Origin of the sequence: Pseudoxanthomonas sp. LjRoot143 (assembly GCF_964252945.1) — a bacterium.
Taxonomy (GTDB): Bacteria; Pseudomonadota; Gammaproteobacteria; order Xanthomonadales; family Xanthomonadaceae; genus Pseudoxanthomonas_A.
The window spans coordinates 1,870,459-1,896,449 of sequence record NZ_CAXUPM020000001.1; the positions used below are offsets into that span (position 1 = coordinate 1,870,459).

24 protein-coding genes and 3 pseudogenes are annotated in these 25,991 nt (G+C 62.9%); 17 read left to right on the forward strand and 10 right to left on the reverse strand.

Annotation, left to right across the window (positions count from 1 at the left end; genetic code table 11):
- Positions 1 to 33 precede the first annotated feature (33 nt).
- The 7 genes and pseudogenes from ACSQ1W_RS08815 to ACSQ1W_RS08845 all read right to left on the reverse strand — a co-directional run.
- Positions 34 to 546 (reverse strand): annotated as a pseudogene (locus ACSQ1W_RS08815) (ABC transporter ATP-binding protein); the annotation flags it as partial.
- The gene (locus tag ACSQ1W_RS08820; protein ID WP_000063629.1) at positions 540 to 1,697 is read right to left on the reverse strand and encodes an MlaE family ABC transporter permease; all 1,158 of its coding nucleotides are present in this window, start codon (positions 1,695 to 1,697) and stop codon (positions 540 to 542) included. The gene ACSQ1W_RS08820 and the pseudogene ACSQ1W_RS08815, both read right to left, overlap by 7 nt.
- Positions 1,694 to 2,314: a DUF3313 family protein gene (locus ACSQ1W_RS08825; protein ID WP_122166040.1), complete on the reverse strand. Its 621-nt coding sequence runs from the start codon at positions 2,312 to 2,314 to the stop codon at positions 1,694 to 1,696. The genes ACSQ1W_RS08820 and ACSQ1W_RS08825 overlap by 4 nt, the downstream gene beginning before the upstream one ends.
- 15 nt (positions 2,315 to 2,329) lie before the next feature.
- A complete protein-coding gene (locus ACSQ1W_RS08830; RefSeq protein ID WP_038421338.1) occupies positions 2,330 to 2,677 on the reverse strand; it encodes a DMT family transporter in 348 nt (115 codons plus the stop codon).
- 80 nt (positions 2,678 to 2,757) lie between these two features.
- Positions 2,758 to 5,864, reverse strand: a pseudogene (locus tag ACSQ1W_RS08835) (efflux RND transporter permease subunit).
- Positions 5,865 to 5,888: 24 nt separating this feature from the next.
- Complete coding sequence (locus ACSQ1W_RS08840; RefSeq protein WP_225984323.1) at positions 5,889 to 6,920, reverse strand: efflux RND transporter periplasmic adaptor subunit; 1,032 nt, start codon at positions 6,918 to 6,920, stop codon at positions 5,889 to 5,891.
- A gap of 131 nt (positions 6,921 to 7,051) precedes the next feature.
- A complete protein-coding gene (locus ACSQ1W_RS08845; RefSeq protein ID WP_436042932.1) occupies positions 7,052 to 7,693 on the reverse strand; it encodes a TetR/AcrR family transcriptional regulator in 642 nt (213 codons plus the stop codon).
- A 100-nt stretch (positions 7,694 to 7,793) separates the two neighbouring features.
- Here ACSQ1W_RS08845 and ACSQ1W_RS08850 point away from each other — a divergent pair, with 100 nt between their 5' ends.
- The 4 genes from ACSQ1W_RS08850 (at position 7,794) to ACSQ1W_RS08865 (ending at position 10,868) form a co-directional block, all read left to right on the forward strand.
- Positions 7,794 to 9,197 (forward strand): efflux transporter outer membrane subunit, encoded by a 1,404-nt coding sequence (locus ACSQ1W_RS08850; RefSeq protein WP_000078291.1) that lies wholly within the window; start codon positions 7,794 to 7,796, stop codon positions 9,195 to 9,197.
- 93 nt (positions 9,198 to 9,290) lie between these two features.
- On the forward strand, positions 9,291 to 10,196 hold the full coding sequence (locus tag ACSQ1W_RS08855) for a LysR family transcriptional regulator (RefSeq protein ID WP_000405670.1): 906 nt from the start codon (positions 9,291 to 9,293) through the stop codon (positions 10,194 to 10,196).
- A gap of 32 nt (positions 10,197 to 10,228) precedes the next feature.
- Positions 10,229 to 10,492 (forward strand): EexN family lipoprotein, encoded by a 264-nt coding sequence (locus tag ACSQ1W_RS08860; RefSeq protein WP_000717310.1) that lies wholly within the window; start codon positions 10,229 to 10,231, stop codon positions 10,490 to 10,492.
- Between the two features lie 58 nt (positions 10,493 to 10,550).
- Entirely contained in the window at positions 10,551 to 10,868 is a 318-nt protein-coding gene (locus tag ACSQ1W_RS08865; protein ID WP_000539741.1) for a DMT family transporter, read from the forward strand.
- Between the two features lie 228 nt (positions 10,869 to 11,096).
- On the opposite strand, the pseudogene ACSQ1W_RS08870 reads toward ACSQ1W_RS08865, so the two are convergent.
- The 3 genes and pseudogenes from ACSQ1W_RS08870 to ACSQ1W_RS08880 form a co-directional block, all read right to left on the reverse strand.
- Positions 11,097 to 11,276, reverse strand: a pseudogene (locus ACSQ1W_RS08870) (integrase core domain-containing protein); the annotation flags it as partial.
- Between the two features lie 101 nt (positions 11,277 to 11,377).
- Positions 11,378 to 11,908, reverse strand: a complete 531-nt coding sequence (locus ACSQ1W_RS08875) for a hypothetical protein (protein WP_000043569.1) — start codon at positions 11,906 to 11,908, stop codon at positions 11,378 to 11,380.
- Positions 11,909 to 12,189: 281 nt separating this feature from the next.
- On the reverse strand, positions 12,190 to 13,095 hold the full coding sequence (locus ACSQ1W_RS08880; RefSeq protein WP_023093368.1) for a LysR family transcriptional regulator: 906 nt from the start codon (positions 13,093 to 13,095) through the stop codon (positions 12,190 to 12,192).
- A gap of 305 nt (positions 13,096 to 13,400) precedes the next feature.
- Here ACSQ1W_RS08880 and ACSQ1W_RS08885 point away from each other — a divergent pair, with 305 nt between their 5' ends.
- From ACSQ1W_RS08885 to ACSQ1W_RS08945, 13 genes are read left to right on the forward strand one after another with little or no spacing between them, the layout of a single operon-like run.
- A complete protein-coding gene (locus tag ACSQ1W_RS08885) occupies positions 13,401 to 15,398 on the forward strand; it encodes a conjugal transfer protein TraG (RefSeq protein WP_001163195.1) in 1,998 nt (665 codons plus the stop codon).
- Positions 15,395 to 15,871: a ribbon-helix-helix protein, CopG family gene (locus ACSQ1W_RS08890; RefSeq protein WP_000085131.1), complete on the forward strand. Its 477-nt coding sequence runs from the start codon at positions 15,395 to 15,397 to the stop codon at positions 15,869 to 15,871. The genes ACSQ1W_RS08885 and ACSQ1W_RS08890 overlap by 4 nt, the downstream gene beginning before the upstream one ends.
- Positions 15,868 to 16,938: a P-type conjugative transfer ATPase TrbB gene (gene trbB, locus ACSQ1W_RS08895; RefSeq protein ID WP_023093367.1), complete on the forward strand. Its 1,071-nt coding sequence runs from the start codon at positions 15,868 to 15,870 to the stop codon at positions 16,936 to 16,938. The genes ACSQ1W_RS08890 and trbB overlap by 4 nt, the downstream gene beginning before the upstream one ends.
- Entirely contained in the window at positions 16,935 to 17,321 is a 387-nt protein-coding gene (locus ACSQ1W_RS08900) for a TrbC/VirB2 family protein (RefSeq protein WP_000150010.1), read from the forward strand. Before trbB ends, ACSQ1W_RS08900 begins: the two co-directional genes overlap by 4 nt.
- Positions 17,318 to 17,587, forward strand: a complete 270-nt coding sequence (locus tag ACSQ1W_RS08905) for a VirB3 family type IV secretion system protein (protein ID WP_003092280.1) — start codon at positions 17,318 to 17,320, stop codon at positions 17,585 to 17,587. Before ACSQ1W_RS08900 ends, ACSQ1W_RS08905 begins: the two co-directional genes overlap by 4 nt.
- A 12-nt stretch (positions 17,588 to 17,599) precedes the next feature.
- On the forward strand, positions 17,600 to 20,050 hold the full coding sequence (trbE, locus tag ACSQ1W_RS08910; protein ID WP_000933135.1) for a conjugal transfer protein TrbE: 2,451 nt from the start codon (positions 17,600 to 17,602) through the stop codon (positions 20,048 to 20,050).
- Complete coding sequence (trbJ, locus tag ACSQ1W_RS08915; RefSeq protein ID WP_003092277.1) at positions 20,047 to 20,790, forward strand: P-type conjugative transfer protein TrbJ; 744 nt, start codon at positions 20,047 to 20,049, stop codon at positions 20,788 to 20,790. Before trbE ends, trbJ begins: the two co-directional genes overlap by 4 nt.
- Before the next feature lie 12 nt (positions 20,791 to 20,802).
- Positions 20,803 to 21,129: a hypothetical protein gene (locus tag ACSQ1W_RS08920; RefSeq protein ID WP_014603538.1), complete on the forward strand. Its 327-nt coding sequence runs from the start codon at positions 20,803 to 20,805 to the stop codon at positions 21,127 to 21,129.
- Positions 21,126 to 22,493: a P-type conjugative transfer protein TrbL gene (gene trbL, locus ACSQ1W_RS08925; RefSeq protein WP_023093366.1), complete on the forward strand. Its 1,368-nt coding sequence runs from the start codon at positions 21,126 to 21,128 to the stop codon at positions 22,491 to 22,493. Before ACSQ1W_RS08920 ends, trbL begins: the two co-directional genes overlap by 4 nt.
- An 18-nt stretch (positions 22,494 to 22,511) precedes the next feature.
- A complete protein-coding gene (gene trbF / locus ACSQ1W_RS08930; protein ID WP_001211312.1) occupies positions 22,512 to 23,216 on the forward strand; it encodes a conjugal transfer protein TrbF in 705 nt (234 codons plus the stop codon).
- Positions 23,213 to 24,205, forward strand: coding sequence for a P-type conjugative transfer protein TrbG (gene trbG, locus ACSQ1W_RS08935; protein ID WP_000776560.1), 993 nt, complete (start codon positions 23,213 to 23,215; stop codon positions 24,203 to 24,205). The genes trbF and trbG overlap by 4 nt, the downstream gene beginning before the upstream one ends.
- A 2-nt stretch (positions 24,206 to 24,207) precedes the next feature.
- A complete protein-coding gene (locus ACSQ1W_RS08940; protein ID WP_003092274.1) occupies positions 24,208 to 25,488 on the forward strand; it encodes a TrbI/VirB10 family protein in 1,281 nt (426 codons plus the stop codon).
- Positions 25,485 to 25,730: a DUF2274 domain-containing protein gene (locus ACSQ1W_RS08945; protein WP_000108283.1), complete on the forward strand. Its 246-nt coding sequence runs from the start codon at positions 25,485 to 25,487 to the stop codon at positions 25,728 to 25,730. Before ACSQ1W_RS08940 ends, ACSQ1W_RS08945 begins: the two co-directional genes overlap by 4 nt.
- The last annotated feature ends 261 nt before the right edge of the window (positions 25,731 to 25,991 follow it).

Genomic DNA, 25,991 nt, shown 5'->3' on the forward strand with positions numbered 1-25,991 from the left:
CGTGTCTGTCAGATCAAGTCTTGGTTAGGACACATCAAGCGCCAAGGCTCTCGCCAGTGCTGCTCGTTTCACCATGCCTCCGGACAACGAGGCCGGATACTTGTCTCCCGCTCCGGCAGGCAACCCCACCAAGCCCAGCTTGCTTCTTGCCAAACGCTCGGCAAGAGGCCGCGCCAGACCGACATGCTCGATCAAAGGAAGAGCGACGTTCTCCAAGACGGTCAGCGATGAATACAACGCGCCCTTCTGGAACAGAATGCCGAACCTTCGCTCCATACGCGCGCGCGCAAGCCATTGGGCTCGCAGTAGGTCGCGCCCCCCGATACGGACCACGCCCGAATGCGGCTTCTGCAGCCCGACGACGCTACGCAAGAGCACGGATTTCCCGGTGCCTGACCCTCCCACCACGCCAAGGATTTCCCCGCGCCGCACGTCCAGGTCTAGGTCCTGATGGACCTGCTGGGTTCCAAACCTGTTGTCCAGGCCGCGCACTTCAATAGCGTGTCGCACACCGTTGTCGGTGTCTTGCTTCACCGCGCTCACCAGCCCATCTCCATGAAGAACAGTGCAGCGATGGCGTCTATCAGGATCACCATGAAGATTGATTGCACGACACTAGACGTCGTGTGGTCGCCTACCGACTCAGCGCTACCGGCGACCTTGAACCCTTCATGGCAGCCGATAGCGGCGATCATCACCGCGAAGAGCGGGGACTTGCTCATTCCGACAAGAAAATGGCGCACCTCGATTTTTTCCTGCACGATGGCAAGGAACTGTGCGGGAGGAATTTCCAAGCTCAGTGCGCATACGGTGGCGCCGCCCGCAATGCCAGCCAAGATGCCTACTAAGGTGAGCAGTGGCAAGGACACAAGAAGCGCCAGCACGCGTGGCAGCACCAGTAACTCGATGGGGTCGAGCGCGTTGGAGCGAAGCGCATCGATCTCTTCATTTGCCTTCATCGAACCGATTTGGGCGGTGTACGCGCTTGCGGTACGGCCTGCAATCAATATGGCCGGGAGCAGCACTCCGAACTCGCGCATGAACGAGAAGGCGACCAGATGCACCGAGAAGATGCTCGCACCGAAGTTGGCCAGCACCGTTGCTCCCAGGAACGCCACCACCATTCCTACCATGAAGCTCAGTAGCGCCACGATGGGAATGGCGTCCACCGCTGATCGCTGGATTTGAGCGATCACCGAGGTCGCGCGCCAGCGACGCGGGTGACGAACGGTACGGCTCCATGTTTCGATGATCTGGCCCACGAACCCGGCCAGACCAAGACACGCACGACAGCCCTGTTCCAAGGTCAGGCCTATGCGTCCCAGACCGCGGAGCAGAGGATTCCCGCTCACCGCTGCTTTCTCCGTCTTCTGCTGATCGGTAGCAGCGGCGGCCAGCGCTCTCATTAGGGCGAGGCGATCCGAGGACAGATTTGGAGCTGCCTCCGGCCGGTCGAGTATCGAGTCTGGCCCGAGAATTTCCACCAGCAGAGCCGCGCCGGCGGTGTCCAGTCTCTGGACTTGCGTCCAGTCGAGTAAGGGAGTGGCGTACCCCTCGGCATGACTGATGCGGGCGGCGGACACGGATTTTGCCAGACTGGCGTAGTGCTCTATCGTCCAGTCGCCACCCGCCAGCCATTTGTGATCACCGCCGACCATGGCATCCTGCCGGAGCCAAGCCTGTGAAGCGTTGCTCATGGCTGCGTGTCCCGCCAAGCGCTGTCGATGCGCTCGATGCAGTTCGTGATCGCCGCTTTGGCATGACCCAGCAATGTGTACGAACCGGCGAACTCTTTAATGACGTTGCCGCGCTCGAAGCAACTGGCGGCAGCAACCCGGCGTCCCGTCCTTAAATCGACTGCTTCGAACTCTAGGCTGGCACCACCCGTCGTCACGGGTCCAACCAGCAGGGTCGTCATTGCATTGACTGCCCGATTCGGTGTCTGCAGTTCGGTGACCGCTACACGCACCCGAACCTGTCCCGCGCCACCTGGGGGGGCGGGACTTTTGCCTGCCTGGCGTTTCAGTTCGCTCGTCACATGGTCTAGCACTTCGCGCTGCTGCGCGTCATCGAGCCCATCGATGCGACCCGAGGCGGTCTTGATCTGCGCTTCTTCCACCACGACAGCGGCATAACGCTTGGGCTCGAATCCCGCTGCGCGGTACATCAGTACGTTCTCGTATCGTGTCGGCGATAACTTCTCGTAGTCGCCGAGAAATCCGGAGCGCGTCATGCTGTTGGTCGCGCATCCAGAGAGCGCGCCTGCTACGCAAAAAAAGATGCCGCCGCGGATCAATGCAGTTTTGCTCTTCATAATGGGTCTCCTTGATCAAACGAAACTAAGACAGGCAATGCCTGCTGCGATGAGGGCGGTGCCAGACCAGCGCGTTACCGATGCGACATCGCCTAGTAGGAGGGCGCCGACGCCCAAGTTTCCAAGTAGCCCGATTCCTGCCCAGGCTGCAGAGGCCGCGCTGATCGGAATCCGCTTGAGCGCGAACCACAAAAGTGCGCCGCTGGCCGCCATGCACGTCACTGCCACACAGAGGCCGACCCAGCGCATCGGACCGCCCGCCGTGATGGCCCGCAGGCCCAGTGGATAGCCCGCTCCTAGAACCCCTGCGGCAATGACAATCGACCAGGATTTCCAGATCAGCGGATGGGTGCTGAATCGCATAAGCCTAGCGAGACATACGCATGAAGCGTGGGTGCATACGAATTCTGAGAATGCGCAGCACGCGGCGGCTCGCAAGAGACTCATGAGCGATCTCCATGCGCGGTGGCGACACTCAGGTTCCACGGCCCAATTCGCTTGATTCCAAACAGGACTTCGTAAAGCAGCGGAATCAAGCCCAACGTCACCAGCGTTCCGAGTGCCAGCCCACCGATCATCGCGATCGCCATCCCTTTCCATAATGGTCCGGAGAATAGCATGAGTGGCACCAGTCCCGAAATGCAGGTGACCTTGGTCATCACGATTGGACGAAGCCGTTGTATCGCGGCCCCAACCAAGGCTTCATGGCGTGGCAGGCCTTCCGCTAGCCCCTGGTCGATGCGTTCCAGCAAGAGCACGGCGTTGTTGACAATGATCCCGAACAGGGCCAGTACGCCGAAGGTCGCCATGAAGCTGAAAGGTGTGCCGGTCAGCTTCAGAGCCAATACCACGCCGATAAGCGTGAAAGGGATCGTCGCGAGGATCACACCGAGCTTGCGGAAAGAATTGAACTGCCATACGAACAGCATCAGCATCGCCAGAAATGCGAGGGGCATGTAGGTCGACAGCGCGGCGTTCGATTCGGCGGCTTCCTCGATCTCGCCGCCAAGTTCAACCGAGTAGCCCGCGGGCAGGTCCAGGGCAGCGACGCTAGGCGCCAGGCGGTTGATGATCTCCTGGGCGGTGTAAGAGGTGTTCTGTCCTTGCACGGTGATCGTGCGGATGAGATTGCGCCGTTGGATGACCGAGGGCTCGCTCGCGAGCGATACGTCTGCGACCTGAGCCAGCGTCACCGCTGGACCGCCGTTGGTGGGATAGATGAGCGTCGCGCCTACGTCTGCCGTGCTGCGACGCTCGCTTACGATACTGCGCAGGACGATCGGGACGGAGGTGTCACCGTCGCGAATAACCGAGATCGATCTGCCGCTGTAGCGGACATCCAGCCCGCCAGCGATGTCTTCAGTCGTCACGCCCGCCCGACGCGCGCGGTCCTGGTCGACCCGTACGTCGATGCGGCCAACGCGCGTATCCCAATCGTTCTTGACGTTGATGGTGCCGGGCAGCTTGCGCAGCGCTGCTTCGATTTTGGACGCGGCCCCCAACAATACCTCCTCATCCGGACCGCTGACGCGATAAATGGCAGTCCCTGACTCGGTCGCACCGAGCGAGAAACGCTTGGGCTCGGCGCGCACGTCGCCATGTGCTTGCGCAAAGTAGCTGCGGGTGCGGGCGAGGACGGCGTCGATGTCGCTCTTCGGCTTCAATGTGACAACGAAGTACGCGATGTTCGATGCCGGCAGTGGTGGATTCAGGCTAAGGATGAAGCGCGGGCCACCATCGGCGACGTAGCCGATGTGATCGGAGACTTCTGGATTGATGTTCGTGTCGCCCAGCCAACCACTGATCTGCTTCACGCGGGCGAGCGTTTCGCGCGAGTCGGTACCGGGGGCGAGCTGCACCGGAATCTGGAACTGAAGCCGGTCGGACTTGGGCATGAAATCGTACGGCAGGGTGGTGAAGCCATACAGCGCAATGGCAAGCGCCGCGATCATCGACGCTACATAGACCGCCTTATGGTGGAGCACCCACTCCAGTACGCGCCGGTAGCCACGGTAGAAGCGGGTGTCATAGGCGTCGCCCTGCTCCTGCTTGTGATGGGGTTTGGCGAAGTGGTAGCACAATAGGGGCGTGACAGTCAGGCACAGCAGCCACGAAGCGAACAACGTCAGTGCCAGCACGACCACGAGATTGTGCAGATACTCGCTCGTGGCGTTCTGGCCAAAAAAGAACGGCGAGAACACGATCACGATCACGAGCGAGGACGTGAGCAGCGGAATGGCGAGCGTGCGGCCCCCGCCTCGAGGCAGGCATGCTTACGATCTTCGCCACCGGCCAGGCGGCGTTCGATGTCTTCGGCAATCACAATGCCGTTGTCCACCAACAAGCCGAGCGCAATGATGATGGCGCCCATCGAGACGTTCTGAAGCTCGATGTTCATCGCGCGCATGACGATGAGTGCACTGAGGATCGTCAACGGCACGATCATGCCCACGATGATCCCGGTGCGCCAACCGAGAAATAGCACGACGACACCGAGGACGACGATGATCGTCTCCATCATGACGTGGTTCATTTTGCCCATCTCGTGCTTGACGACATCGGCCTGGAAAGTGACGTATGACAGATCGAAACCCGCCGGCAGCAGCTTCTCCTGGTCTGCAACCCGTGCTTTGAGCGCTTTTCCGAACTGCTCCACGTTCTGACCGGAGGCCATCGAAACCGCCATGACGACAGCGGGCTGGCCTTTGTAGATGGCAGCAGATTCCGGCGGATCGGCTGGCCGCACACTCACCTGCGCCAGTTCACCCAATGCGATCGTCGGCACGGGCGCCGTACTACTTTGCGGTCGTGGCAGCGCGATCGGCATTGCTCGCAGGGAGGGAGCGTCACGCACTTCGCCACTGACCGCCAAGGTTGCATTGATGCCGCCGACAACAATTTGTCCACCCGAAGCGACGACGTTCTGTTTGACGAGTTGGTCGATCACCCCCTGTGGTGTCAGCTCCAATCGCGCGAGCCTAGGCCGATCGAATTCGAGATAGACGCGCTCTTCCTGCAGGCCGTAGAAAGTGATGCGCTCAATACCAGGCACGGTGTACAGGCGGTCGCGCATCTGCTTGAGCGCGACGCGCATCTCGCTCATGGAGTAACCTGGTGCAGTGACCGCAATCGAGGCAACCGCGACGCGGCCGAAGTCTTCGTCGACGAAAGGCCCCATCGTGCTCTGTGGTAAGGCATCCTTCGAATCGGCGACCTTGGCCCGGACGCGCTGCCAGATCGGTGCCAAGTCGGTGTAGCGGTCCCAGATCGTGACCTGGATCATGGCGCTGCCTGCGCGCACGGTGCTCGTCACGCGCTTGACCTCTGCCAGTTCGCGCAAGCGCTCCTCGATCGGCCGGGCAATGAGTTGCTCAACGCGTTCGGCGGGCAGCCCCGGGTTCAACGCCGTGACCATCGCATCGCGGACCGTGACAGTCGGCTCCTCCTGAGAAGGAAAATTCAGGAAGGTCGCGATGCCGGCGACGAAAATGATGAGCGCTACAAAGTAGGTAAGTCGACTGGCGCGCAGCGCCATCTCGGTGATCTTCATGATGAAGTAACCTGGTGGATCGCGTTAGCGCTTGGTCAATTGAGTGGTGGCTTCCAGTGGTGTCACTGGCTGTCCATCGGTGAGCCATCCTCCTCCGGCGGCAACCACCGTCTCGCCGGGCTTGAGTCCAGCGAGGACGCGCGCGCTGTCTCCTTCCTGTACCGGCGTGAAGCGCACCGCGCGACGGTGCACCTTCTTATCTTCAGGGGTGTAGACGAAGACGGAAGCCTCGCCCGGCTTCGTGCCGAGCACCAGCGAGGCATAAGGTATGGATACAGTCTCGGGCCGAGAGGTCTTGGAGGTTGCCGCAGGTGCGTCGAGCACGACCTGTACGGGAATACCTGGCCGAAGTGCGCGCGCTTGCGCGTTATCTTCAGGCACTAGCACCACGGGTAGGAGCGAGCCATTTTCGGCGCGCAGACCGACACGACGTACCACCGCTCGGATTGGTTGTTCGGCTCCGCTCCAGCTCAGTTCTGCGCGTTGGCCGACATCTATGTGAGGTGCCTGTGTAGTAGACGCGTTCGCGATGATCTCAGTGCCACTGCGCACGCCGTCGACCTGAAATACCGGCGCACCAGCAGCAATGTCGGTGAACGCCAAAGCCAGCTTTTCCGCCACGACACCATCGAAAGGAGCGACGATCATCGTGCCACGTTGTGCTCGTTCGGCCAGGCCAAGCGCCGCCTTGGCAGTGCGCGCTTGACCCTCTGCGACCGCTAGCTGCGCCTTCGCGCTCTCGAACGCAGCAGGGGAGATGACTTCGCTTTCGAGCAACCGGCGCTGTTGATCTGTCTGTACACGTCGATCCATCAGGCCGGCTTCGGCGGCCGCCAGGGATGCTTGCGCTTGTGTCACGCGAAGCCGGTCAGGTTGCGCATCAAGTTCTGCCAGGACTTGGCCGCGGGAGAACCGTTCACCCACGTCGACGTTCAACTTGGCGATCCGTCCTCCTGTTTCAAATCCTAGGATGCTGCGCTCGGTTGCTCGCGCCGAGCCAGTCAATTCGATGCGAGAGCTATGCGGGAGATCCGACTGCGCGGCGGCGAGCTTCACTGCGCGCGGAGGCTCGGATACGGTGGATTGCGAGTTTCCGCACCCTGAGAGCAGAGTCGAAATGGATAGTGTGCAAGCAACCGCCAAGGAGCGCGGTGCGCACGCGGTCATGACACCGCTACGGACGCGACTCATGTGCGTCCTTTTGCCGGGACAAGTTCGAGATGGCCCCAGGCGAGATCCTGGAGCGCCCGAAAGAAATGCCGCCGCTCTGCGGGTGCGAGTATTGGCAAACCCAGAAGATCGGCGAACAGGGCGCCATCCAATGCCAGCATGATGAGTGCCGCGGTCTCGGTGCCACGCGGGGATCGACGCACGCGTTCGTACTGCACGCGGTACCACTCGCGCAGTGGGTCGAGAAGTGTTGGATCTTCCGCAGCTGCCGCGAGCAGCGCTGCGCCCATCTTCTGCATCTCGTCGTCGGGCATCGCTTCCACCTGGCTCGACAGCCAGGGGTCCGGATCTCCGGCAAACCTGCGCTCGTGATTGGCTTGTACCGCGTCGAACGCCCGGATCATCTCGTCGATCAGTGTCACGAACAAATCGCGTTTGGTCTTGAAGTGATAGAGAAACGCCCCTTTGCTCAACCCGGCCCGCACAACGACGGCGTCCAGTGTCAAGCGACTGGCACCTTCCTCCAGCACCAGTTCGCGGGCGGCCTGCAGGATGCGGTCGCGAGTTCGCTGGGCTCCTTGCTGGAGGCCGGGCTGCGCATCGGCGCTGCTATGGGCAGTGGACGGGGGGGGCAACTTTGTTTTCGCGCGGGGCGGCATGGTCGTGCTCCAAAAAAGCTTGAGTCATATACAGTCCAGACGGTATAGTAGAAGCCATACAACAGTCCGTCAAGACTTTTTCGGAGCGCAAGGAGCTGCCATGTCTCAAATTCTTGAACGCTATCGCCTCATTGCCATGATTTCTCCGCTACTGCTTCTTGCGGCCTGCAGCCATGCCCCGCACTCTGCCGATCCACCTCGCCTGGATGTACCGGCCCATTTCTCAAATGAAGAGGGAGGTGAAGGCATCTTGGACAAATCGTCCCGCCGTACTCTTCCCGTCGATTGGTGGACGGCCTACGGCGATCCGCACCTCAATGCCTTGGTCCGGGCGGCGCTGGAGCGCAATACCGAACTGACGATTGCGCGAGCGCGCGTGGACGAGGCATCGGCCGCCACGCGGCGAGCACGGGCCTCCCTGCTCCCCTCGTTGTCCGCGGGCACGCAGGCAACTCGAGGACGCGACTATTCAGAGAACGTTGCAATCGGCAATGATGGCCGCGCCACGTTGTCCGCATCGTGGGAGGCAGACCTGTCGGGACGGCTTTCGCAGGCAGCAGAAGGTGCGCGCCTGGATGCGGTGGCAGCCGAACAAGCGTGGGTTGCCACGCGGTGGCAGGTCGCGTTTGAAACAGTGTCGGCGGCTGTGCAGCAGCGCCAAGCCAGTGAGCTCGAAGCGCTAGCCGCGGCGCGGCTGGCATCCGCAGAACGACTCGTCTTGCTGATGCAACGGAAGTTCGAGGCCGGACAAGCTACCGGCTTCGACATCGAGCGTACCCGCGCCGGCGTCGTCGCACTGCGCGTGGAGCAAGAGCAACTGCGGCGTGCGCGCGGCGAGGCGACGCATGCACTCGATGTACTAGTGGGACAAACGCCCGGAGCGCCTGCAGCTTCCCCAACTCTTGCGTCGCTCGCCGTCCCGGACTGGACACCGACACGCATACCTGCGGACCTGCTGAGTGAGCGGCCCGACGTGCGCGCCGCCGAAGCGAAGTTCGCCGCCGAAACCGCGCGCTGGAACGCAGCCGAAGGCGAACGCTTCCCCAGGCTGGTGTTGGACCTGAGCGGCGGACGGCAGCGCGTAGAGAGTGTGGGAACCCGCATCACTGGAAACATTTTTTCACTTGGGGCCGGGGTGTCGTTGCCGATCTTCGATGGTGGCGCGATCCGTGCCGGCATCGAGACCGGAGAGGCGCGCAGCCGAGCTGCCCGTGCGGAGTTCGAGCGCACTTTGTTGAGTGCTTTGCAGGACGTAGAGAACGCATATCTCGGTTGGCATACGCAGCACGCAGCACTGGAGCATCAGGCCGAGGGTGTCGCAGTCGCGGAGCGTCAGCTCGATCGCAGCCGACGTCTGTTCGAGGCGGGACAAGTGGACGCCACGGTGGTGGCCGAGGCTGAGGCCGGGGTGCTGTCAGCGCAGGCTTCGCTGATCCGCACGCGGGCCGAGACAGCCATGCAATGGGGCGTCCTGGCAAAAGCATTATCCGGCTCTCCTGTTTGATCGCAGAAACATGCTGGAGCAGCTTGCGAAGGCTAGCTAAATAGCGTGACGCAAGGCGAAGGTGGTGAGGCCTGAGTGATGAGGAATGCGAACATGGAAATTCGACACCTGCGCTACTTTCTGGCGGTGGCAGAGGAGCTGCACTTTGCCCGAGCCGCAGAGCGCCTCCACATAGAGACATCGCCGCTGTCGCGCGCCATCAAGGAACTTGAGGAAGAGTTGGGCGTAGCGCTATTTGCGAGAACCACTCGGAGCACCCGCTTGACTCGTGCGGGCAGGCTCTTCTTTGAGAGCGTGCCGCGTGTCTTCGCAGCTTTGCAGCAGGCGCGCGACAGTGTGAACGCCGCAGCCAATGGCTTTCATTGCCAGCTCCGTATTGCATTGTCTGATGGAATCACGCCATCGCGCCTGCCTGCGTTGTTGGCGCTCTGCCGGCAGGAAGAGCCGGAAGTGGAAGTTCGCTTCTTCGAGGTGCCTTTGGCACAGCAAATCAAGGGATTGTGTGGCGAACTGTACGATCTCGGCTTCGCTCAATCGGATGAAGTCGGCGAAGGCATCATCGCCGTGCCGGTGTGGAGTGACCCTCTGATGGTAGCTGTGCCCGCACGGCACCCCTTGCTATCCCACAAACAGATTCCCCTAGAAGAGCTGTTGCGGTATCCGCTGGTGCTCTGCGACGCGGTGGCGTGTGAGGGCCATGCTCGGCAAGTTGAACGGGTGCTACGTCGCGTGGACATAGAGCCACTGATTGCCGAACGCGTGACTTCCAGCGATCTAATGATGGTCCTGGTTTCGGCGGGACTTGCACTAGGCCTCACAGGAGGCGCGCATATCACAGCCAGCAGGGAACAGGGGGTGGTCGCACGGCCGCTGACTGGACGTTCGCCAATGCTCACGACCTATCTACTACGGCCGGCCAGCGAGCCGTCAGAAATGCTGACTCGCTTCATGGAACGCGTTCATTCGATCAAATCTCCAGATGCCAAAGGTCGGCGGTAAACCATCACACAATCTCCCAAAGAAAATTAACCATGAAGAAGATTGCTCTCATATTGCTTTCCTCGACATTGGCAGCCTGCAGCCCATCTGGGAAACCAGATAAAGCCAACCTTCCGACAGTCGATGAATTAGCGCTCAATCCTGAGCGTCTGAAAGAGTTGCGCAAGCAATGCAAGTTGGATCGACCAATGCTGGGCGACCAACTATGTAACCGGGTTGCCGAGGCTACGCGAAAGCGCTTTTACGAAGATGGCGATGTGCCCCACACCACGCCTAAAGAGCCGCCGAAGTTCTAAGCTGGTGGTCATGCCGGAGTATGTATGCCGGATATGAAAAATTTGAAGGAGAATCGCAATGGGTTGGATCTATCTTGTTTTGGCTGGATTGTTTGAAATCGGATGGCCGGTCGGGCTGAAAATGGCGCAAGAGCCAACATCGCGTTGGAGTGGGGTCGCAGTAGCCGTCTCTTTCATGACAATTAGCGGCGCCTTCCTATGGCTTGCTCAGCGTCAGATACCGATTGGGACTGCTTATGCGGTGTGGACGGGTATCGGAGCGGCGGGAACTTTCTTAGTCGGAATTCATTTCTATGGCGACCCAACCTCCCTGATGCGATACCTTGGCGTGGCGTTGATCATCCTGGGCGTTATCACGCTCAAGTTATCGAGTTGATCGCTAGCTCCATTGGTAGCGTAGTCGCTAGGCGACCCAGCTCCCAGAGTGGATCGGGCGCTGGGAACTCGTACGGTCACCTCCTCTCTCTAGTCGCTATGTGACGAGCTTGCCGGCGCCTCGGGAGAGTTCGAGCCAGTGCGCGTAAGGCGGTGGGAGCACCCATTCCGGGTGGCTCCACCTTCAGTGCCTGCGCCAAGGTGACCTGAGTACGAACTTTGTAGCCAGTCAGGCAGTGAGTTCGGAGGGGATGCTATCGGATTGGATCCAGTTGCGCCGGATCGTCGCCGGCGGTTTGTAAGCATGCGCGCTATGCGGCCGCTGCTCGTTGTAGAACTGTCGCCAACGTTCGATCAGCACCTTCGCTTCGGTCCGACTGCGGAACCATTCGCGGTTGAGCAGTTCGTCGCCCATCGTTGCCTGCGAAGTCAGGACCAGCAGAATCCTGAGGGGAGTTCTCATCATGGTTTTCTCCGTTCAGACGCTTGGGATCAAGCGGCCGGAGACCACTACGCCTGCTTGGCTTTGCGCGCTGCCTCGACCAAGCTGTCGAGCCAGTCCTGATGGCCGTTGATCATCGGGTTGGGTTTGGCGTTGTGCAGCTCCTCGGCCGGTTTGCCCTTCTGAGTTTCCTGCGTGAGGATGCGCACGCGCCTGCCGTCCAGGTTCTCAACCAGCCAGGCGTGATGCACATCCAGGCGCGTATCTGTGCCTTCCTCGCCGGACCAGCCGTGCCAGGCCACGCGGCCGGGTTGCCCATCCGCAGGTGGCACGTATTCGTTGCACTGCCCCTCTACCGGGAAGCCGAAGGTCTCGAAGTAAAACCGATCGCCGTCGGCCAGTACCGGGCCTTTGCCGTCATGAAAGCACACGTTAGCCGAGTTGGCGTAGTAGCTTGGCCACAGCGATGGTGTGACGAGTAGAGGCCATACGTCGGCCGCGCTCAAGCCGGCGGCGATGATCTCATTGGAGGCGAAATTCTCAGTAAAGCCCGGCGTGTAGCCTTCGGGCCAGAGGATGGCGTTCTGTTGCTTGCTCATATCGAAGCTCCTTCACAAAATGTCGATGACGCAACAGGGGTGGCTGCGTCATTCAAGTGGTCATGGAGCAAATCATGAGCCTCCATCTGCAATAAGTGAAATCCTAAGTTTCTATTTTTGATATCATAAAATATGATATCAAGGCCTAGGTTCTGCCATCCACCGACTAGGCTATCTCGCAGCGGCGCTACGAAAGGGCGCGTCTCCAATTGAGCCGACTGATTGCTTATTTGTAGTGCGAGGTAGAGTTGTGCTGAGCATGACGATAGGAGCGATCTTGCCTACTTGTTGTTAGCACAGGAAGTGAACAGCAGTGCTCGTATCCAGCGATGTGCTGGATCGTGATGGGTGCGTTCGTGCCAAGCAGCCGTCTTGGTGAACCCCGGTATCTTCACCGGCGGCAGGGAGATAGCCAGCTTGTCCATACCGGCGACCAAGCGGCTCGGCAAGATCGCAACCATGTCACTGGCACGCAGGATGTCTGGCAAGATCAGAAAGCTCTTGACCGACAGTGTGACGCTGCGTCGTTTGCCCAACTGTTCTAGCGCATCGTCGGTGACGCCGCGGAAACCTCCACCATCGTAGGAAACAAGCGCATGGTCGAGAGCACAGAACTGTTTAACGGTCAGCTTGCGCCCCATAGCCGCAGGATGGTCTTCCCGCAGGACACACACATAGTGTTCCTTGAACAGCTCTCGGGCATGCAGATTTGGCGGAGTGATCTCTGGCGTCAGGAGGGCTAAATCGATCTGACCGCGCTCAAGCTGGTTCTGTAGCTGCCCGCTCTCGACTGGCACTAATGAGACTCGTACACGCGGTGCGTGCCGTTTAAGTGCCGATAGAAATGGGACAGCAACGGCACGCAGCGCATAGTCCGTCGCGGCGATGGAGAAGGTCAGTTGTGCGGTGGCCGGATTGAAGGAAGGTGGCTGGAGCAGCGCGTCGATTTCGGCGAGCACCTGCTTGACAGGCATCCCTAGATCCAGCGCCCGCTGCGTTGGAACGATACCCCGCTGCGAGCGCGCGAAAAGCGGGTCACCGAAGCTCTCGCGCAACCGCGTCAGCATGCCACTCAAGGCCGGCTGGGTTAGTCCCAGACGGGCCGCCGCCCGTGTCACATTGCGTTCGTCTAACAATGCGTCCAGCGCCTTGAGCAAGTTGAGATCCATACTCTTGATATTTTTCATTTTTATTCCAATCTTAAATATCATCGTTTTTCATGATATCTAAATATTGCCTATGAGTGGAAGCAAGGCCCATTGACGGCTTTTTTTGGGTAACTTGCTTGGAACTCTGTATGCGCCGCAGTGCGCTTTCGCTTGCGGCGCTTTTCTTTGACTCGCCACCGCGCTCATTCTTTCTTTTCCCTCGACCATTGTGCTGCGAACGGTCTTTGACCGGCACTAGCCCAGAACCGATCCTGACGCCTGCGACACCCCCTGTGCAACGCTTTCAATGAGACACCAGCGCAGGAGAAATCGGAGGACAGGTCATGCAAGGGACGAACGTTCTGTTCGGCCAGATCGCTGTGGTAATCGGCATCGTGATCGCCGGCGTCTGGGGCGCCACACAATGGACAGCAGCGACCCTTGGCTATCAAGTACGCCTCGGATCGCCCTGGTTCGATCTTCTAGGTGTACCGGTTTATCACCCGTGGCGCTTGTTCGAATGGTGGTTCTTCTTTGATGCCTACGCGCCGCACGTCTTCGACACAGGCGGTGCGATTGCGGGTGGTAGCGGTTTGTTCGCTTTACTCGTCGCCATCGCCATGTCGGTATGGCGTTCTCGGCAGTCGCGGCTGGTTACGACTTATGGTTCGGCACGCTGGGCCGATGCCGTCGACATCCGCAAAGCTGGACTGACCCTCCCGGCGGGCGTCTTCCTCGGCCAACACGACGACCAATACCTCCGACATGAGGGGCCGGAACATGTCCTGAGCTTCGCACCCACGCGCTCGGGCAAGGGCGTGGGCTTGGTGGTGCCTACGTTGCTTTCGTGGCCGGCGTCCGCCGTCATTCACGACATTAAGGGAGAGAACTGGAAGATCACGGCGGGCTGGCGTTCGCGCTTTTCGCACTGCCTGCTTTTCAACCCCACCGATAGGCAGTCGGCCGCCTACAACCCGCTGCTTGAAGTCCGGCGCGGCGCACATGAAGTGCGCGACGTGCAGAACATCGCCGACATTCTGGTTGACCCTGAAGGTGCGTTAGAGAAGCGCAATCATTGGGAGAAGACCAGCCACGCGCTACTGGTCGGTGCAATCTTGCATGTTCTGTACGCAGGCGAGGACAAGACGCTGCGCGGCGTCGCCAACTTCCTCAGCGACCCGGCGTGTCCGTTCGAGCTGACGCTGCACCGGATGATGACGACGAAGCACCTGGGCGATGCGCCTCACCCGGTTGTCGCATCCGCTGCCCGCGAAGTGCTCAACAAGTCGGACAACGAGCGATCGGGCGTGCTCTCCACCGCCATGTCGTTTCTCGGCCTGTACCGCGACCCGACCGTGGCCGAAGTCACATCGCGCTGCGATTGGCGCATCGCCGACCTGATTTCCGCCGAGCACCCGGTATCGCTCTATCTGGTGGTGCCGCCCTCCGACATAAGCCGCACCAAGCCGCTGATCCGGCTCATCTTGAACCAGATCGGGCGGCGGCTGACCGAATCGCTCGACGGCAGCGATGGCATCGCGCGCCGGCACAAGCTGCTGCTGATGCTGGACGAGTTTCCGGCGCTGGGTCGCCTCGATTTTTTCGAGTCCGCGCTTGCCTTCATGGCCGGCTACGGCATCCGCAGCTTTCTCATCGCTCAAAGCCTGAACCAGATCGACAAGGCGTATGGGCAGAACCATTCCATCCTCGACAACTGCCATGTCCGGGTGACTTTCGCCACCAACGACGAAAGGACGGCGAAAAGGATTTCCGAAACCCTCGGCACCGCCACCGAGCTTCGCGCGCAGCGCAACTACGCGGGCCACCGCCTCGCTCCGTGGCTGGGGCACCTGATGGTGTCGCGTCAGGAAACTGCACGTCCGCTGCTGACGCCCGGCGAGGTGATGCAGCTTCCACCTGAGGACGCCGTAGTCATGGTGTCCAGCGTTGCCCCGATCCGCGCGAAGAAGCTGCGTTACTACGTCGACGCCAATTTCAAGGATCGCGTCCTGCCACCGCCCGTGCTCGCAGTCGGGAGGTACGCCGACGCGCCGCCAGCCCGCCCCGACGACTGGAGCGGCTTGGCGATCCCGGCCGTACCTACGGCGCCGACCTCGGTATCCGCCGATGGTCCGGGCGGCACCGATGACGGCGGCCCGCGCCGCCAGCTCGAACTCTCCGAAACCGTCGCCTACGAGCCCGAGTTGGACGCGTGTGCGAACGACCTGGAGCTGCTCGATGACGACGACCTGGCGCTCCCGCTTCCCGGCCAGCTCGACCCGGCCATGCAGCGCACGGCCCGGCTGGCTTCTCTCGACCCCAACGACGGAATCGACCTATGAGCCAATACCGCCTCAATCTTTTCATCCAGCCCGAGCACGCCAAGCGCCTGGATGAACTTGCCGCCAAGAAAGGCGTGTCCAAGTCCTCCATCGTCGCAGCGGCCTTGGCGTCCTGGCTGTCACCCGATGCGGGCGACCAGCGTGAGGCCGCCATTGCCAAGCGGCTGGATCGACTGTCGCGGCAGACCGAACGCATGGAGCGCGACCAGAACATCCAGATCGAAACGCTGGCGCTGTTCATCCGCTATTTCTTGACCATCAGCACGCCGGTGCCAGAAGCCCACAAGGACGCGGCCCGCGCCCAGGGCAAAGCGCGCTTCGAGCAGTTCGTCGAGCAGTTGGGTCGCCACCTGCTGCGTGGCCGCAGTCTGGTGCGCGACGTGGTGGAGGAACTGCACCCCGATCCGATGCGGATGGATGACGCAGCAGCGATGGCGTCCGCCGATGAGCGAGCTGCAGAGCGTGCGTCATGAGTGCCGTTCCGCAGATTCCGCCTGAATCTCGCTCATCCGCCGCGGCGTCCCAGGATCGCCGCATCCAGATGCTGCGCACGGCGATGGGGCCGCTGATCGCCGCTGCGCTCGAAGATCCGGATGTTGTGGAAATCATGCTCAACCCCGATCGCACCCTGTGGGTGGATCGGCTGTCGTCGGGTCGCTCGCCGCTGGGCGTGGAGATGCCCGAGGCCGATGGTGAACGCATCATCCGCCTGGTCGCCGCGCATGTCGGCGCGGAGGTGCATCGCGGCCAGCCGCTCTTGACCGCCGAGTTGCCGGAAACCGGCGAGCGTTTCGAGGGCATCCTGCCTCCGGCCGCCCCGGGGCCAGCCTTCGCGCTACGCAAGCGGGCCGTGAGCATCATCGGCCTGGATCGCTACGTGGCCGACGGCATCCTGACCGCCGGGCAGGCCGAGTTCCTGCGCCGCGCCGTGCGCGAGCGGCAGAACATCCTGATCGCCGGCGGCACCAGCACCGGCAAGACCACGCTGGCGAACGCGCTGCTGGCCGAGATCGCCGCCACAGGCGACCGCGTGCTGGTGCTCGAAGACACCATCGAGCTGCAATGCGCGGCCCGCGACCATGTGCCGCTGCGCACCCGCGCCGGCGTCGTCACAATGACCGAGCTGGTGCGGGCCACGATGCGCCTGCGGCCTGACCGCGTGATCGTCGGCGAAGTGCGTGGCGGCGAAGCCCTGGACTTGGTGAAGGTCTGGGGCACCGGCCACCCCGGCGGCATTGCCACCATCCATGCCGGCTCCGCCTTGGGCGCACTGCTGCGTCTGGAGCAACTGATCCTCGAAGTGGCAGTGAATCCGCCCCGCGCCCTGATCGCCGAGGCGGTCAACGTGGTGATTCACATCGCAGGCCGTGGCCGCAAACGTCACGTCGAAACCATCTCCCGTGTCGTCGGCTTCGACGGTGCGGGCTATCGCCTGACAGATGCGCTGGAAACGCCGTTTCCCGAGCTGCCGCCGGTTCCTCTTGCAGCCGCTGCCGCTGCGCCTTCCTCGACCCCTGACCAACCTGGAGAACTGCCATGACGCACGTTGATGCTTTCCGTCTTTCCGTAAATCCTATTTCTCGCCTGTCCAGCATGGCGCGGCTGCGCCACCTGGCCCGTCCCGCAGGGCAAGGGCTGCTGCTGGCCGCGCTGATGCTGTTGCTGGCGGGCACGGCGCAGGCCGCCGGTTCCTCGATGCCGTGGGAAGGGCCGCTGACCTCCATCCTCGAATCCATCCAAGGGCCAGTCGCCCGGATCGTGGCGGTGATCATCATCATCTCGACGGGGCTTGCGCTGGCGTTCGGTGATACCAGCGGCGGCTTTCGCAAGCTGATCCAGATCGTGTTCGGCCTGTCCATCGCGTTCGCCGCGTCCTCGTTCTTCCTGTCGTTCTTCAGCTTCTCCGGAGGGGCCGTCGTATGAGTAAGGCCACCGATCTTCCGGGCTTTGAAGTGCCGCTGCATCGCTCGCTGACCGAGCCGATCCTGCTGGGCGGTGCGCCGCGCACCGTGGCGATTGCCAACGGCACGCTAGCCGCCGCCGTCGGGCTGGGCCTGCAACTGTGGATTCCCGGCGTGGTGCTCTGGATCGTCGGCCACTCGCTGGCCGTATGGGGTGCGCGCGTCGATCCGCAGTTCATGCAGGTCTTCGCGCGGCATATCAAACACCGCCCGCTTCTGGACGTGTGAGGGGAGGACGCCATGCTGAACCTTGCCGAATATCGTCAGCGCCCGGCCTTGCTTGCCGACTGGCTGCCCTGGGCCGGGCTGGTCGCGCCGGGCGTTGTGCTGAACAAAGATGGTTCGTTTCAACGCACGTTCCAGTTTCGCGGCCCCGACTTGGACAGTGCGACACAGGGCGAGCTGATTGCCACGTCGGCGCGGCAGAACAACGCGCTTCGCCGTACCGGGTCTGGCTGGGCCTTCTATATCGAGGCCGAGCGGATGCGGGCATCGAGCTATCCGCAATCCTCCTTTCCCGAACCACTGTCCTGGCTGGTGGATGAGGAGCGACGCGCGGCGTTCGAGGAGTCGGATGGCCATTTCGAGAGCGTCTATCACTTCACGTTGCAACACCTACCGCCGCAAGAGTCTCGCGCCCGTGCGGCTGGGATGCTGTACGAGAACCGGCCCACTGAGGGTGTGGACTGGCGTGGTCGGCTTGATTCCTTCGTGGCAGAGACCGATCGCGTGTTCGACCTGCTCGATGGTGTGATGCCGGAGATTGCCTGGCTGGACGATAGCCAGACGCTGACCTACCTGCATGCCACAGTCTCCACGCGGCGCTATCGCGTCGGCGTGCCCGACGTGCCGTTCCATATCGACGCACTGCTGGCCGATGCCGCGCTGGTCGGCGGCCTGGCGCCCATGCTGGGCGATCAGCACCTGCGCGTGGTGTCGGTACGAGGCTTCCCGACCTCGACCTGGCCGGGGATCTTGGACGACCTCAACCGCCTGGGCTTTGCGTATCGCTGGAGTACGCGCTTCCTGTGCCTGGACAAAGCCGAGGCGGAACGGGAATTGGGGCGCTTGCGGCGCCAATGGTTCGCCAAGCGCAAGAACGTCATCGCGCTGCTGCGCGAAACGATCTTTCAGCAGGAAAGCCCGCTGGTCGATACCGATGCCAGCAACAAGGCCGCCGACGCCGATGCCGCCTTGCAGGAGCTGGGCAGCGATCAAGTCGCCTTCGGCTACCTCACCGCCACGGTGACGGTGCTCGACGCCGACCCGGCCGTGGCCGACGAGAAGCTGCGCATGGTGGAGCGCGTCATCCAGGGCCGGGGTTTCGTGACCATCCCCGAAACCCTCAACGCAGTCGATGCCTGGCTGTCGTCCGTCCCCGGCAACGCATACGCGAACGTGCGTCAGCCCATCGTTTCGACGCTGAACCTGGCGCACATGATGCCGATGTCAGCGGTATGGGCTGGGCCGGAGAAGAACGAACACCTCGATGGCCCGCCGCTGATCGTCACCCGCACCGATGGCGCGACGCCGTTCCGGCTGGTGACGCACATCGGCGACGTGGGGCACACCCTTGTCGCCGGGCCGACCGGCATGGGCAAGTCGGTGCTGCTCGCCATATTGGCCATGCAGTTCCGGCGCTACTTCGGCTCGCGGATCTTCGCCTTCGACATGGGGCGCTCGATGCGCGCCACCATCCTCGGCCTTGGCGGTGAGCACTACGACCTCGGTGCCGATGGCGGCATCGCCTTCCAGCCACTCGCGCGAATAGCCCACGAGGGCTACCGCACCTGGGCCGCCGAATGGGTGGAGGGCCGGCTGCTGCACGAAGGCGTGACGGTCGGCCCGGACGAGAAGGCTGCCATTTGGTCGGCGCTGCGAAGCCTTGCCGGTGCGCCAGTGGAGCAGCGCACCATGACCGGCTTGTCGGTGTTATTGCAGTCCAACGCGCTGCGCCAAGCGCTCGCGCCCTATGTGTTGGGCGGCGCCCACGGCAAGCTGCTGGACGCTGACCACGACCGGCTGGGCATGGCCGACGTGCAGGGCTTTGAGATGGAAGAACTGATGCACAGCCCCGCCGCCGTGCAAGCAGTGCTGCGCTACCTGTTCGCCCGCTTCGACGAACGTTTTGACGGCGCGCCCACGCTGCTGATCCTCGATGAAGCGTGGCTGTTCCTCGATGAGCCGTCCTTCGCGGCCCGCATCCGGCAATGGCTCAAGACGCTCAGAAAAAAGAACGTCAGCGTCATCTTTGCCACGCAGTCGCTGGCCGACATCAAGGACTCGACCATCGCGCCAGCCATCATCGAAAGCTGCGCGAGCAGGATCTTCTTACCTAACCCGCAGGCCACCGAGCCGCAGATTCGCACGATCTACGAAGGCTTCGGCTTGAACAGCCGCCAGATTGAGATCGTGGCGACCGCACAGCCCAAGCGCGATTACTACTACCAGTCGCGCCTCGGCAATCGCCTGTTCGACCTCGACCTGGGGCCTGTCGCGCTCGCATTCGCGGGCGCATCCACCCCTCAAGACCAACGCGATATTGACCGCGTGCTGACGCAGGCCGGCGCTCCCGGCTTCGCCGGCGCGTGGCTGCGCCATCGCGGCCTCGGCTGGGCCGCCGACCTGCTGCCGTCCGCTCCGGCGGCAGCTTCCTTTCTCGCTTCTCAACCGCTGGAGGTTTCACCATGAAGACCAAGCCCCGTTTGCTCTCTGTCTCACTCGCTGCCGTGCTGTCGGTATCGCTGCTGGCCGTGCAGCCCGCATCCGCGCTGACGGTGTTCGACCCGTCCAACTTCGTGCAGAACACGCTGACCGCCGTGCGCACGCTGGAACAGATCAACAACCAGATCAACCAGCTTCAGAACGAGGCGCAGATGTTGATGAACCAGGCCAGGAACCTGGCAAATCTCGACTTCAACATCGTCAACCGCCTGCGCTCGACGCTCGCCACCACCGAGCGCCTGATCGCCGAGGCGCGCGGCTTGGCCTACGACGTGCAGAGCATGGATGCCACGTTCGCCCGCCTGTACCCGGAACAGTACGCCGCCACCATCAGCGGCGACCGCATGGCACAGGACGCCCGCGAACGCTGGCAGAACACCTTGAACGGCTTGCACACCGCGATGCGGATGCAGGCGCAGGTGTCGCAGAACCTCGCCCAAGACGAAAGCGCGCTGGCCGATCTCGTGAGCCAGAGCCAGTCGGCCACCGGCGCGCTGCAAGCGATGCAGGCGACGAACCAGCTCCTGGCTTTGCAGGCCAAGCAGTCGATCCAGGCGCAGCAGCTCCAGATCACGCAAGACCGGGCCGCTTCACTGGAACTGGCGCGGCAAGCGGCGGCTATGGAGCGCGCCCGCGAAGTGCGGCGGCGCTTTCTGGGCACCGGCACGCCGTACACGCCGCAGTCCGTCAACTTCTATAACAACTGACCGGAGGCGGCCATGCGATGCGCTTCCGTCCTGATGGCCGTGCTGCTGACCGCGTGCGGCCAGCAGCCGGCCGAGAACCTGGCCGACGCCCTGGCCGCAGATCCGGTGCGGCTCAAGGCGTTGCGCGGGCAATGCGCGGCCGACCGGCAGGCCGTGGGCGAGGATGCCTGCCGCGCCGCCGCTGAAGCCTTCCGGCGGCGCTTCTTCGCCGGCCATACCGGGCCGGATGAATACAACTCGCTGGCTGAACTCCCGCCGATTCCGCCGAGCTTCGATACGCCCGCAGATGAATTGCCAGAGGGCGCCGTTCCGCTCACTCCGCCCGAGGATTCGCCATGAACGACGTGACCATCATCGACCGTTTCCTCGATACGTTCTCGCGCTACATCGACTCGGGCTTCGGCTTATTGCAGGGCGAAGTGGCATTTCTCACCGCCACGCTCATCGTCATCGACATGACGATCGCTGGCCTGTATTGGGCCATGAGCCACGCCACCGGCCAGGGCGACGACGTGATCGCCAAGCTGCTGCGCAAGGTGCTCTGTGTCGGCGCGTTCGCCTACATCATCGGCAACTTCAACTGGCTGGCGAGCATCGTGTTCCGCTCGTTCGCCGGCTTGGGAATTACCGCTACCGGCTCGGCCATCACGATGGAGAACTTCCTTCAGCCGGGCCGGCTGGCGAAGACCGGCATCGACGCAGCCGCGCCGATTCTGGAACAGATCGGGGACATGGCTGGGTTCCCCGAGGTGTTCGTGAACATCGACCCTATCGTGGTTCTGTTCATCGCCTGGCTGGTGGTGATCCTCTGCTTCTTCGTGCTGGCCGTACAGCTTTTCATCACGCTGATCGAGTTCAAACTGACTACGCTCGCCGGCTTCGTCTTGATCCCGTTTGCACTCTGGAACAAGACCTCGTTCCTCGCGGAAAAGGTGCTAGGCAACGTGGTGTCGTCAGGCATCAAGGTCTTGGTGCTGGCCGTCATCGTCGGCATCGGTTCAGGCCTGTTCGCCGAGTTCCAGGTGCATCCCGACGAACCATCCATCGACCACGCGCTGGTCGTGATGCTGGCCTCGCTCGCGCTGCTGGCGCTGGGCATTTTCGGCCCCGGTATCGCCACCGGCCTGGTGTCCGGTGCGCCACAGCTTGGTGCGGGCGCGATGGCTGGTGCTGCGGTCGGGGCTGTCGGCACCGGCGTTGCCATCGGCGCCGCCGTAACGGGCGTGGGCGGCGCCGTCATGGCCGGGGCACGAATGGCCCCGGCGGCCGCAAAGCTGGCCGGTGCCGGTGCGCGTGCCGCGACTTCGGCGGCCGGCAGTGCCCGATCGGCGTTCCAGGCCGGTTCCGCTGCGGCCGGCGGCGGTGCCAAGGGCGCGGCGGCTGGCCTCGGCAATGTCGCCAAGACTGGCGCACAAGCCGCAGGCCGCAGCGTCACCTCTGGTGCTTCCGCTGTTGGGCAGAAGGTGGCCGACTCCTTCCGCGCTGGCTGGAACGGCACAGAAGCCGGCAGCGACGGTGCTGGCCCCGGCCAGACCGCAGACGGCACCGCAGGCTCGCAGAAGCAACAGCAACCGGCCTGGGCCAAGCGGATGCACCGCCGCCAGCAGGCTACCCATGCCGCGACCACTGCCGCCCACACGCTGCGCGGCGGCGACGGCGGCGGCTCCGGGCAAGGCCCGAGCCTGCGGGATTCCGATACCTAACCTTCAAGGAGAACACCCATGCGATTCAAACGACCGCAGGTGCGCTACGCCGATACGCCGCAGCCTGCCACCCCGTATCAAGCCGCCGCCCAGGTGTGGGACGACCGTATCGGCTCCGCCCGCGTGCAGGCGAAGAATTGGCGCCTGATGGCCTTCGGCTGCCTAGTGCTCGCGCTGTTGATGGCCGGCGGCCTGGTGTGGCGCTCGGCGCAGTCCATCGTGACGCCCTATGTCATCGAGGTCGATCAAGCCGGGCAGGTGCGCGCCGTGGGAGAGGCCGCCACGCCGTACCGGCCCGGCGACGCGCAGATCGCGCACCACCTGGCGCGCTTCGTGACGCTGGTTCGCTCGCTGTCCATCGACCCCATCGTGGTGCGGCAGAACTGGCTCGATGCCTACGACTACACCACCGACAAGGGCGCGGCGGTGCTCAACGACTACGCCCGCACCAATGACCCATTCGCCCGCATCGGCAAGGAATCGGTAACGGTGCAAATCACCAGCGTGGTTCGCGCGAGCGACACGTCTTTCAACGTGCGCTGGACAGAGCAGCGCTATGTCAACGGTGCGCCCGCCGGCACCGAACGCTGGAACGCCGTGCTTTCGACCGTCCTGCAAACCCCGCGTACTGAACAGCGCCTGCTCAAGAACCCATTGGGTATCTACGTCAACGGCCTGTCATGGAGCCGCGAACTGGATTCTTCCGAAGGAGCCAAACCATGAAACTTCGTTTCCGCCTTTACGTTGTTCCTTTGACGCTGCTGGCCCTCGCGGGCTGCGCCTCGCAGGGGAAGCCGCCGCCATCCATCTCGCTCGACGAGACGGTGCTGGCCCAGCCGTTGCCCGAACCGCCCAAGCCCGTCGAAGTCGTCGCCGTCCCTGAACCGCTGGCGCTGCCGGCGCAGTTGAAGCCCCTGCCGGAACTCGATGAGGCCCCCGTTGCGCCGGAGCCGGCCGACGAAAAGGTGCGCGTTTCCCGTGCCAATGCAGAAGCGCGTATCGCGCCTACCCGTGAGGGCTACGTCAACGCGATTCAGGTGTGGCCGTTCACCGATGGCGCGCTTTATCAGGTCTATGCGTCGCCGGGGCGCGTGACGGTGGTTTCGCTTCAACCGGGCGAGGAACTGGTAACGGTCGCCGCCGGCGATACCGTGCGCTGGATCGTGGGCGACACGTCCAGCGGCGGCGGGGCCGATCTGCGCGTCAATGTGCTGGTCAAGCCTATCCGCTCCGGTCTGAAAACCAATCTCGTCATCACCACCAGTCGGCGCACCTACCTGCTGGAGCTGACCTCGACCGAGAGGGCATGGATGGCGTCGGTGTCCTGGGACTATCCGAAAGACCGAATGCTCGCGTTGCAGCGCCAGGCGCAGGCAGCGCAGGCAACAACGCCTGTCGATACGGGCCTGTCGCTGGACAAGATCCGCTTCCGCTACGCGGTATCGGGCAGCAACCCGCCGTGGAAGCCTCTGCGCGCCTTCGATGATGGAGAGAAGGTCTATATCCAGTTCCCGCCGGGCATCGCCCAGGGCGAGCTGCCGCCGCTGTTTGTCATCGGCGCGCAGGGCGACGGGCAACTGGTGAACTACCGTTTTCGCTCGCCGTACTACGTCGTGGATCGCCTGTTCGGCGCGGCCGAACTGCGGCTGGGCGGCGATGGCGGCGACGTGGTGCGGATCGAGCGCACCGATGGTGTTGCACGGAGGAACTGACCATGAGCCAGGATGACACTCCCGACCTTGCCGCGCCGCAGGCGGACAAGGTGGCGCCGGAGGCAGTGGCGCTGCGCGCCCAGCCGCGTCCAGTCACACGCCTGAACCGGCGCTCGCTGGCCATCCTTGCCGGCGTCCTAGCGGTCGCCGTGCTCGGCGCGCTGATGTGGTCGCTGCAACCTCATCGACGCAGCACAGGCGAGCAGACCGAGCTTTACAACGTCGATCGCGTGTCAAAGTCGGAAGGACTGGATGCGCTGCCGACGGACTATTCCAAGCTGCCGCCGGCGTTGCTGCCTGCCGTTCCCGAACTAGGGCCACCGCTGCCGGGCGATCTTGGCCCGGCTATCGTGAAGTCGCAGCAACCGGCGACGGCTGCCTACGCGGCCCCCGGTCACGACCCGAACGATGCCCTGCGAAAAGAAGCCGAGGCGGCCGCGGCCTCGTCCGTGTTCTTCCGCTCGGGTGGGCAGAATGCGGCGCCGGTAGCGCAGACACAGGTGGCCGCTGCGCCGGGCTTCGCCGCCAATGCGGCGTTTGACCCGCTGGCGGCCGGGCCGGCCTCCACGGCGGCCCAACCTGCTGACCCGACAGCGGTGCAAAACCGGCAAGACCAGAAAGAGGCTTTCATGAAAGCTGGCCCCACTGAAACCCGTAATTCCGGCAATCTGACTCTGCCAATTTCGCCGTATCAGGTTATGGCCGGAACAGTGGTCGCAGGTGCCTTGGTGACGGGCATCAAGTCGGACTTGCCCGGCGACGTGATCGCCACGGTGACGGAGCCGGTCTATGACACAGCCACCGGGCGCTTCCTGCTGATTCCGCAGGGTTCGCGCATCCTGGGCAAATACAACAGCCAGGTCAGCTACGGGCAGAGCCGCGTTCAAGTCGTCTGGAACCGGATCATCCTGCCGGACACGTCTTCGCTCACGCTCGACAACCTGGCCGGCACCGACCCAGCCGGCTATGCCGGGCTGGAGGACGATGTGGACTACCACTGGGGCCGCATCTTTGCCGGTGCGGCACTCACCACGCTGCTGGGCGTCGGTGCCGAGCTGGCCGCGCCGGAGAACCGGCAGGATGGTGATCGCGTCATCATCGCTGGGCGCGACAGCGCGCAGGACAGCATCAATCAGGTCGGCCAGGAGATGACCCGGCGCAACCTCAACATCCAGCCGACCTTAACGCAACGGCCGGGCCTGCCGGTTCGCATCATCGTCAACCGGGATCTGGTGCTGCGGCCGTACCAGCCGCTGTTCTTCAACCGGGGGACTTCACGATGAGCACGACCAAGAAGCTGCGGCTCGGCCCGCTGCCGAAGACCGAGAGCACCAAGCTGACTTTCGTTTGCCCGACCAGCTTGAAAGTCGACCTCGACCGCTACGCCGCGCTACACGCGCAGGCGTATGGCGAGGCCGTTGATGCGGCGACGCTGATCCCGCATATGCTGGAAGCGTTCATGGCGGGGGATCGAGGATTCAGGAAGGGCACGGCGACCCGCAGCACACCACCGAAGCCGCCATGATTGCACCGCATGCTATTCAACGGCATCCATCGAACGCGCAGCCCAGGCTGCGCGTTCTTCATTCTGGATGCCGCCGAGCCTGTTGGGCTATGATGATGCGACAGGCCCGCCGTTCCTCGGCAATCCAGCACTACACAGTGCGATGCGGCTTTCTCTCCCAACGCTCCTATGTCGCTCCTAGCCGACAACGCCGCTCTTCTTCTAAGCGGCCCCGAAAGGAGCTAACCTACTGTCCCATATACGGTTTCAAGTCCTTCTTGA

Coding starts and splice junctions, on each gene's coding strand:
- ACSQ1W_RS08820 (WP_000063629.1), bottom strand. CDS start 1,697: ATGAGCAACGCTTCACAGGCTTGGCTCCGGCAGGATGCCATGGTCGGC.
- ACSQ1W_RS08825 (WP_122166040.1), bottom strand. CDS start 2,314: ATGAAGAGCAAAACTGCATTGATCCGCGGCGGCATCTTTTTTTGCGTA.
- ACSQ1W_RS08830 (WP_038421338.1), bottom strand. CDS start 2,677: ATGCGATTCAGCACCCATCCGCTGATCTGGAAATCCTGGTCGATTGTC.
- ACSQ1W_RS08845 (WP_436042932.1), bottom strand. CDS start 7,693: ATGCCGCCCCGCGCGAAAACAAAGTTGCCCCCCCCGTCCACTGCCCAT.
- ACSQ1W_RS08850 (WP_000078291.1), top strand. CDS start 7,794: ATGTCTCAAATTCTTGAACGCTATCGCCTCATTGCCATGATTTCTCCG.
- ACSQ1W_RS08855 (WP_000405670.1), top strand. CDS start 9,291: ATGGAAATTCGACACCTGCGCTACTTTCTGGCGGTGGCAGAGGAGCTG.
- ACSQ1W_RS08860 (WP_000717310.1), top strand. CDS start 10,229: ATGAAGAAGATTGCTCTCATATTGCTTTCCTCGACATTGGCAGCCTGC.
- ACSQ1W_RS08865 (WP_000539741.1), top strand. CDS start 10,551: ATGGGTTGGATCTATCTTGTTTTGGCTGGATTGTTTGAAATCGGATGG.
- ACSQ1W_RS08875 (WP_000043569.1), bottom strand. CDS start 11,908: ATGAGCAAGCAACAGAACGCCATCCTCTGGCCCGAAGGCTACACGCCG.
- ACSQ1W_RS08880 (WP_023093368.1), bottom strand. CDS start 13,095: ATGAAAAATATCAAGAGTATGGATCTCAACTTGCTCAAGGCGCTGGAC.
- ACSQ1W_RS08885 (WP_001163195.1), top strand. CDS start 13,401: ATGCAAGGGACGAACGTTCTGTTCGGCCAGATCGCTGTGGTAATCGGC.
- ACSQ1W_RS08890 (WP_000085131.1), top strand. CDS start 15,395: ATGAGCCAATACCGCCTCAATCTTTTCATCCAGCCCGAGCACGCCAAG.
- trbB (WP_023093367.1), top strand. CDS start 15,868: ATGAGTGCCGTTCCGCAGATTCCGCCTGAATCTCGCTCATCCGCCGCG.
- ACSQ1W_RS08900 (WP_000150010.1), top strand. CDS start 16,935: ATGACGCACGTTGATGCTTTCCGTCTTTCCGTAAATCCTATTTCTCGC.
- ACSQ1W_RS08905 (WP_003092280.1), top strand. CDS start 17,318: ATGAGTAAGGCCACCGATCTTCCGGGCTTTGAAGTGCCGCTGCATCGC.
- trbE (WP_000933135.1), top strand. CDS start 17,600: ATGCTGAACCTTGCCGAATATCGTCAGCGCCCGGCCTTGCTTGCCGAC.
- trbJ (WP_003092277.1), top strand. CDS start 20,047: ATGAAGACCAAGCCCCGTTTGCTCTCTGTCTCACTCGCTGCCGTGCTG.
- ACSQ1W_RS08920 (WP_014603538.1), top strand. CDS start 20,803: ATGCGATGCGCTTCCGTCCTGATGGCCGTGCTGCTGACCGCGTGCGGC.
- trbL (WP_023093366.1), top strand. CDS start 21,126: ATGAACGACGTGACCATCATCGACCGTTTCCTCGATACGTTCTCGCGC.
- trbF (WP_001211312.1), top strand. CDS start 22,512: ATGCGATTCAAACGACCGCAGGTGCGCTACGCCGATACGCCGCAGCCT.
- trbG (WP_000776560.1), top strand. CDS start 23,213: ATGAAACTTCGTTTCCGCCTTTACGTTGTTCCTTTGACGCTGCTGGCC.
- ACSQ1W_RS08940 (WP_003092274.1), top strand. CDS start 24,208: ATGAGCCAGGATGACACTCCCGACCTTGCCGCGCCGCAGGCGGACAAG.
- ACSQ1W_RS08945 (WP_000108283.1), top strand. CDS start 25,485: ATGAGCACGACCAAGAAGCTGCGGCTCGGCCCGCTGCCGAAGACCGAG.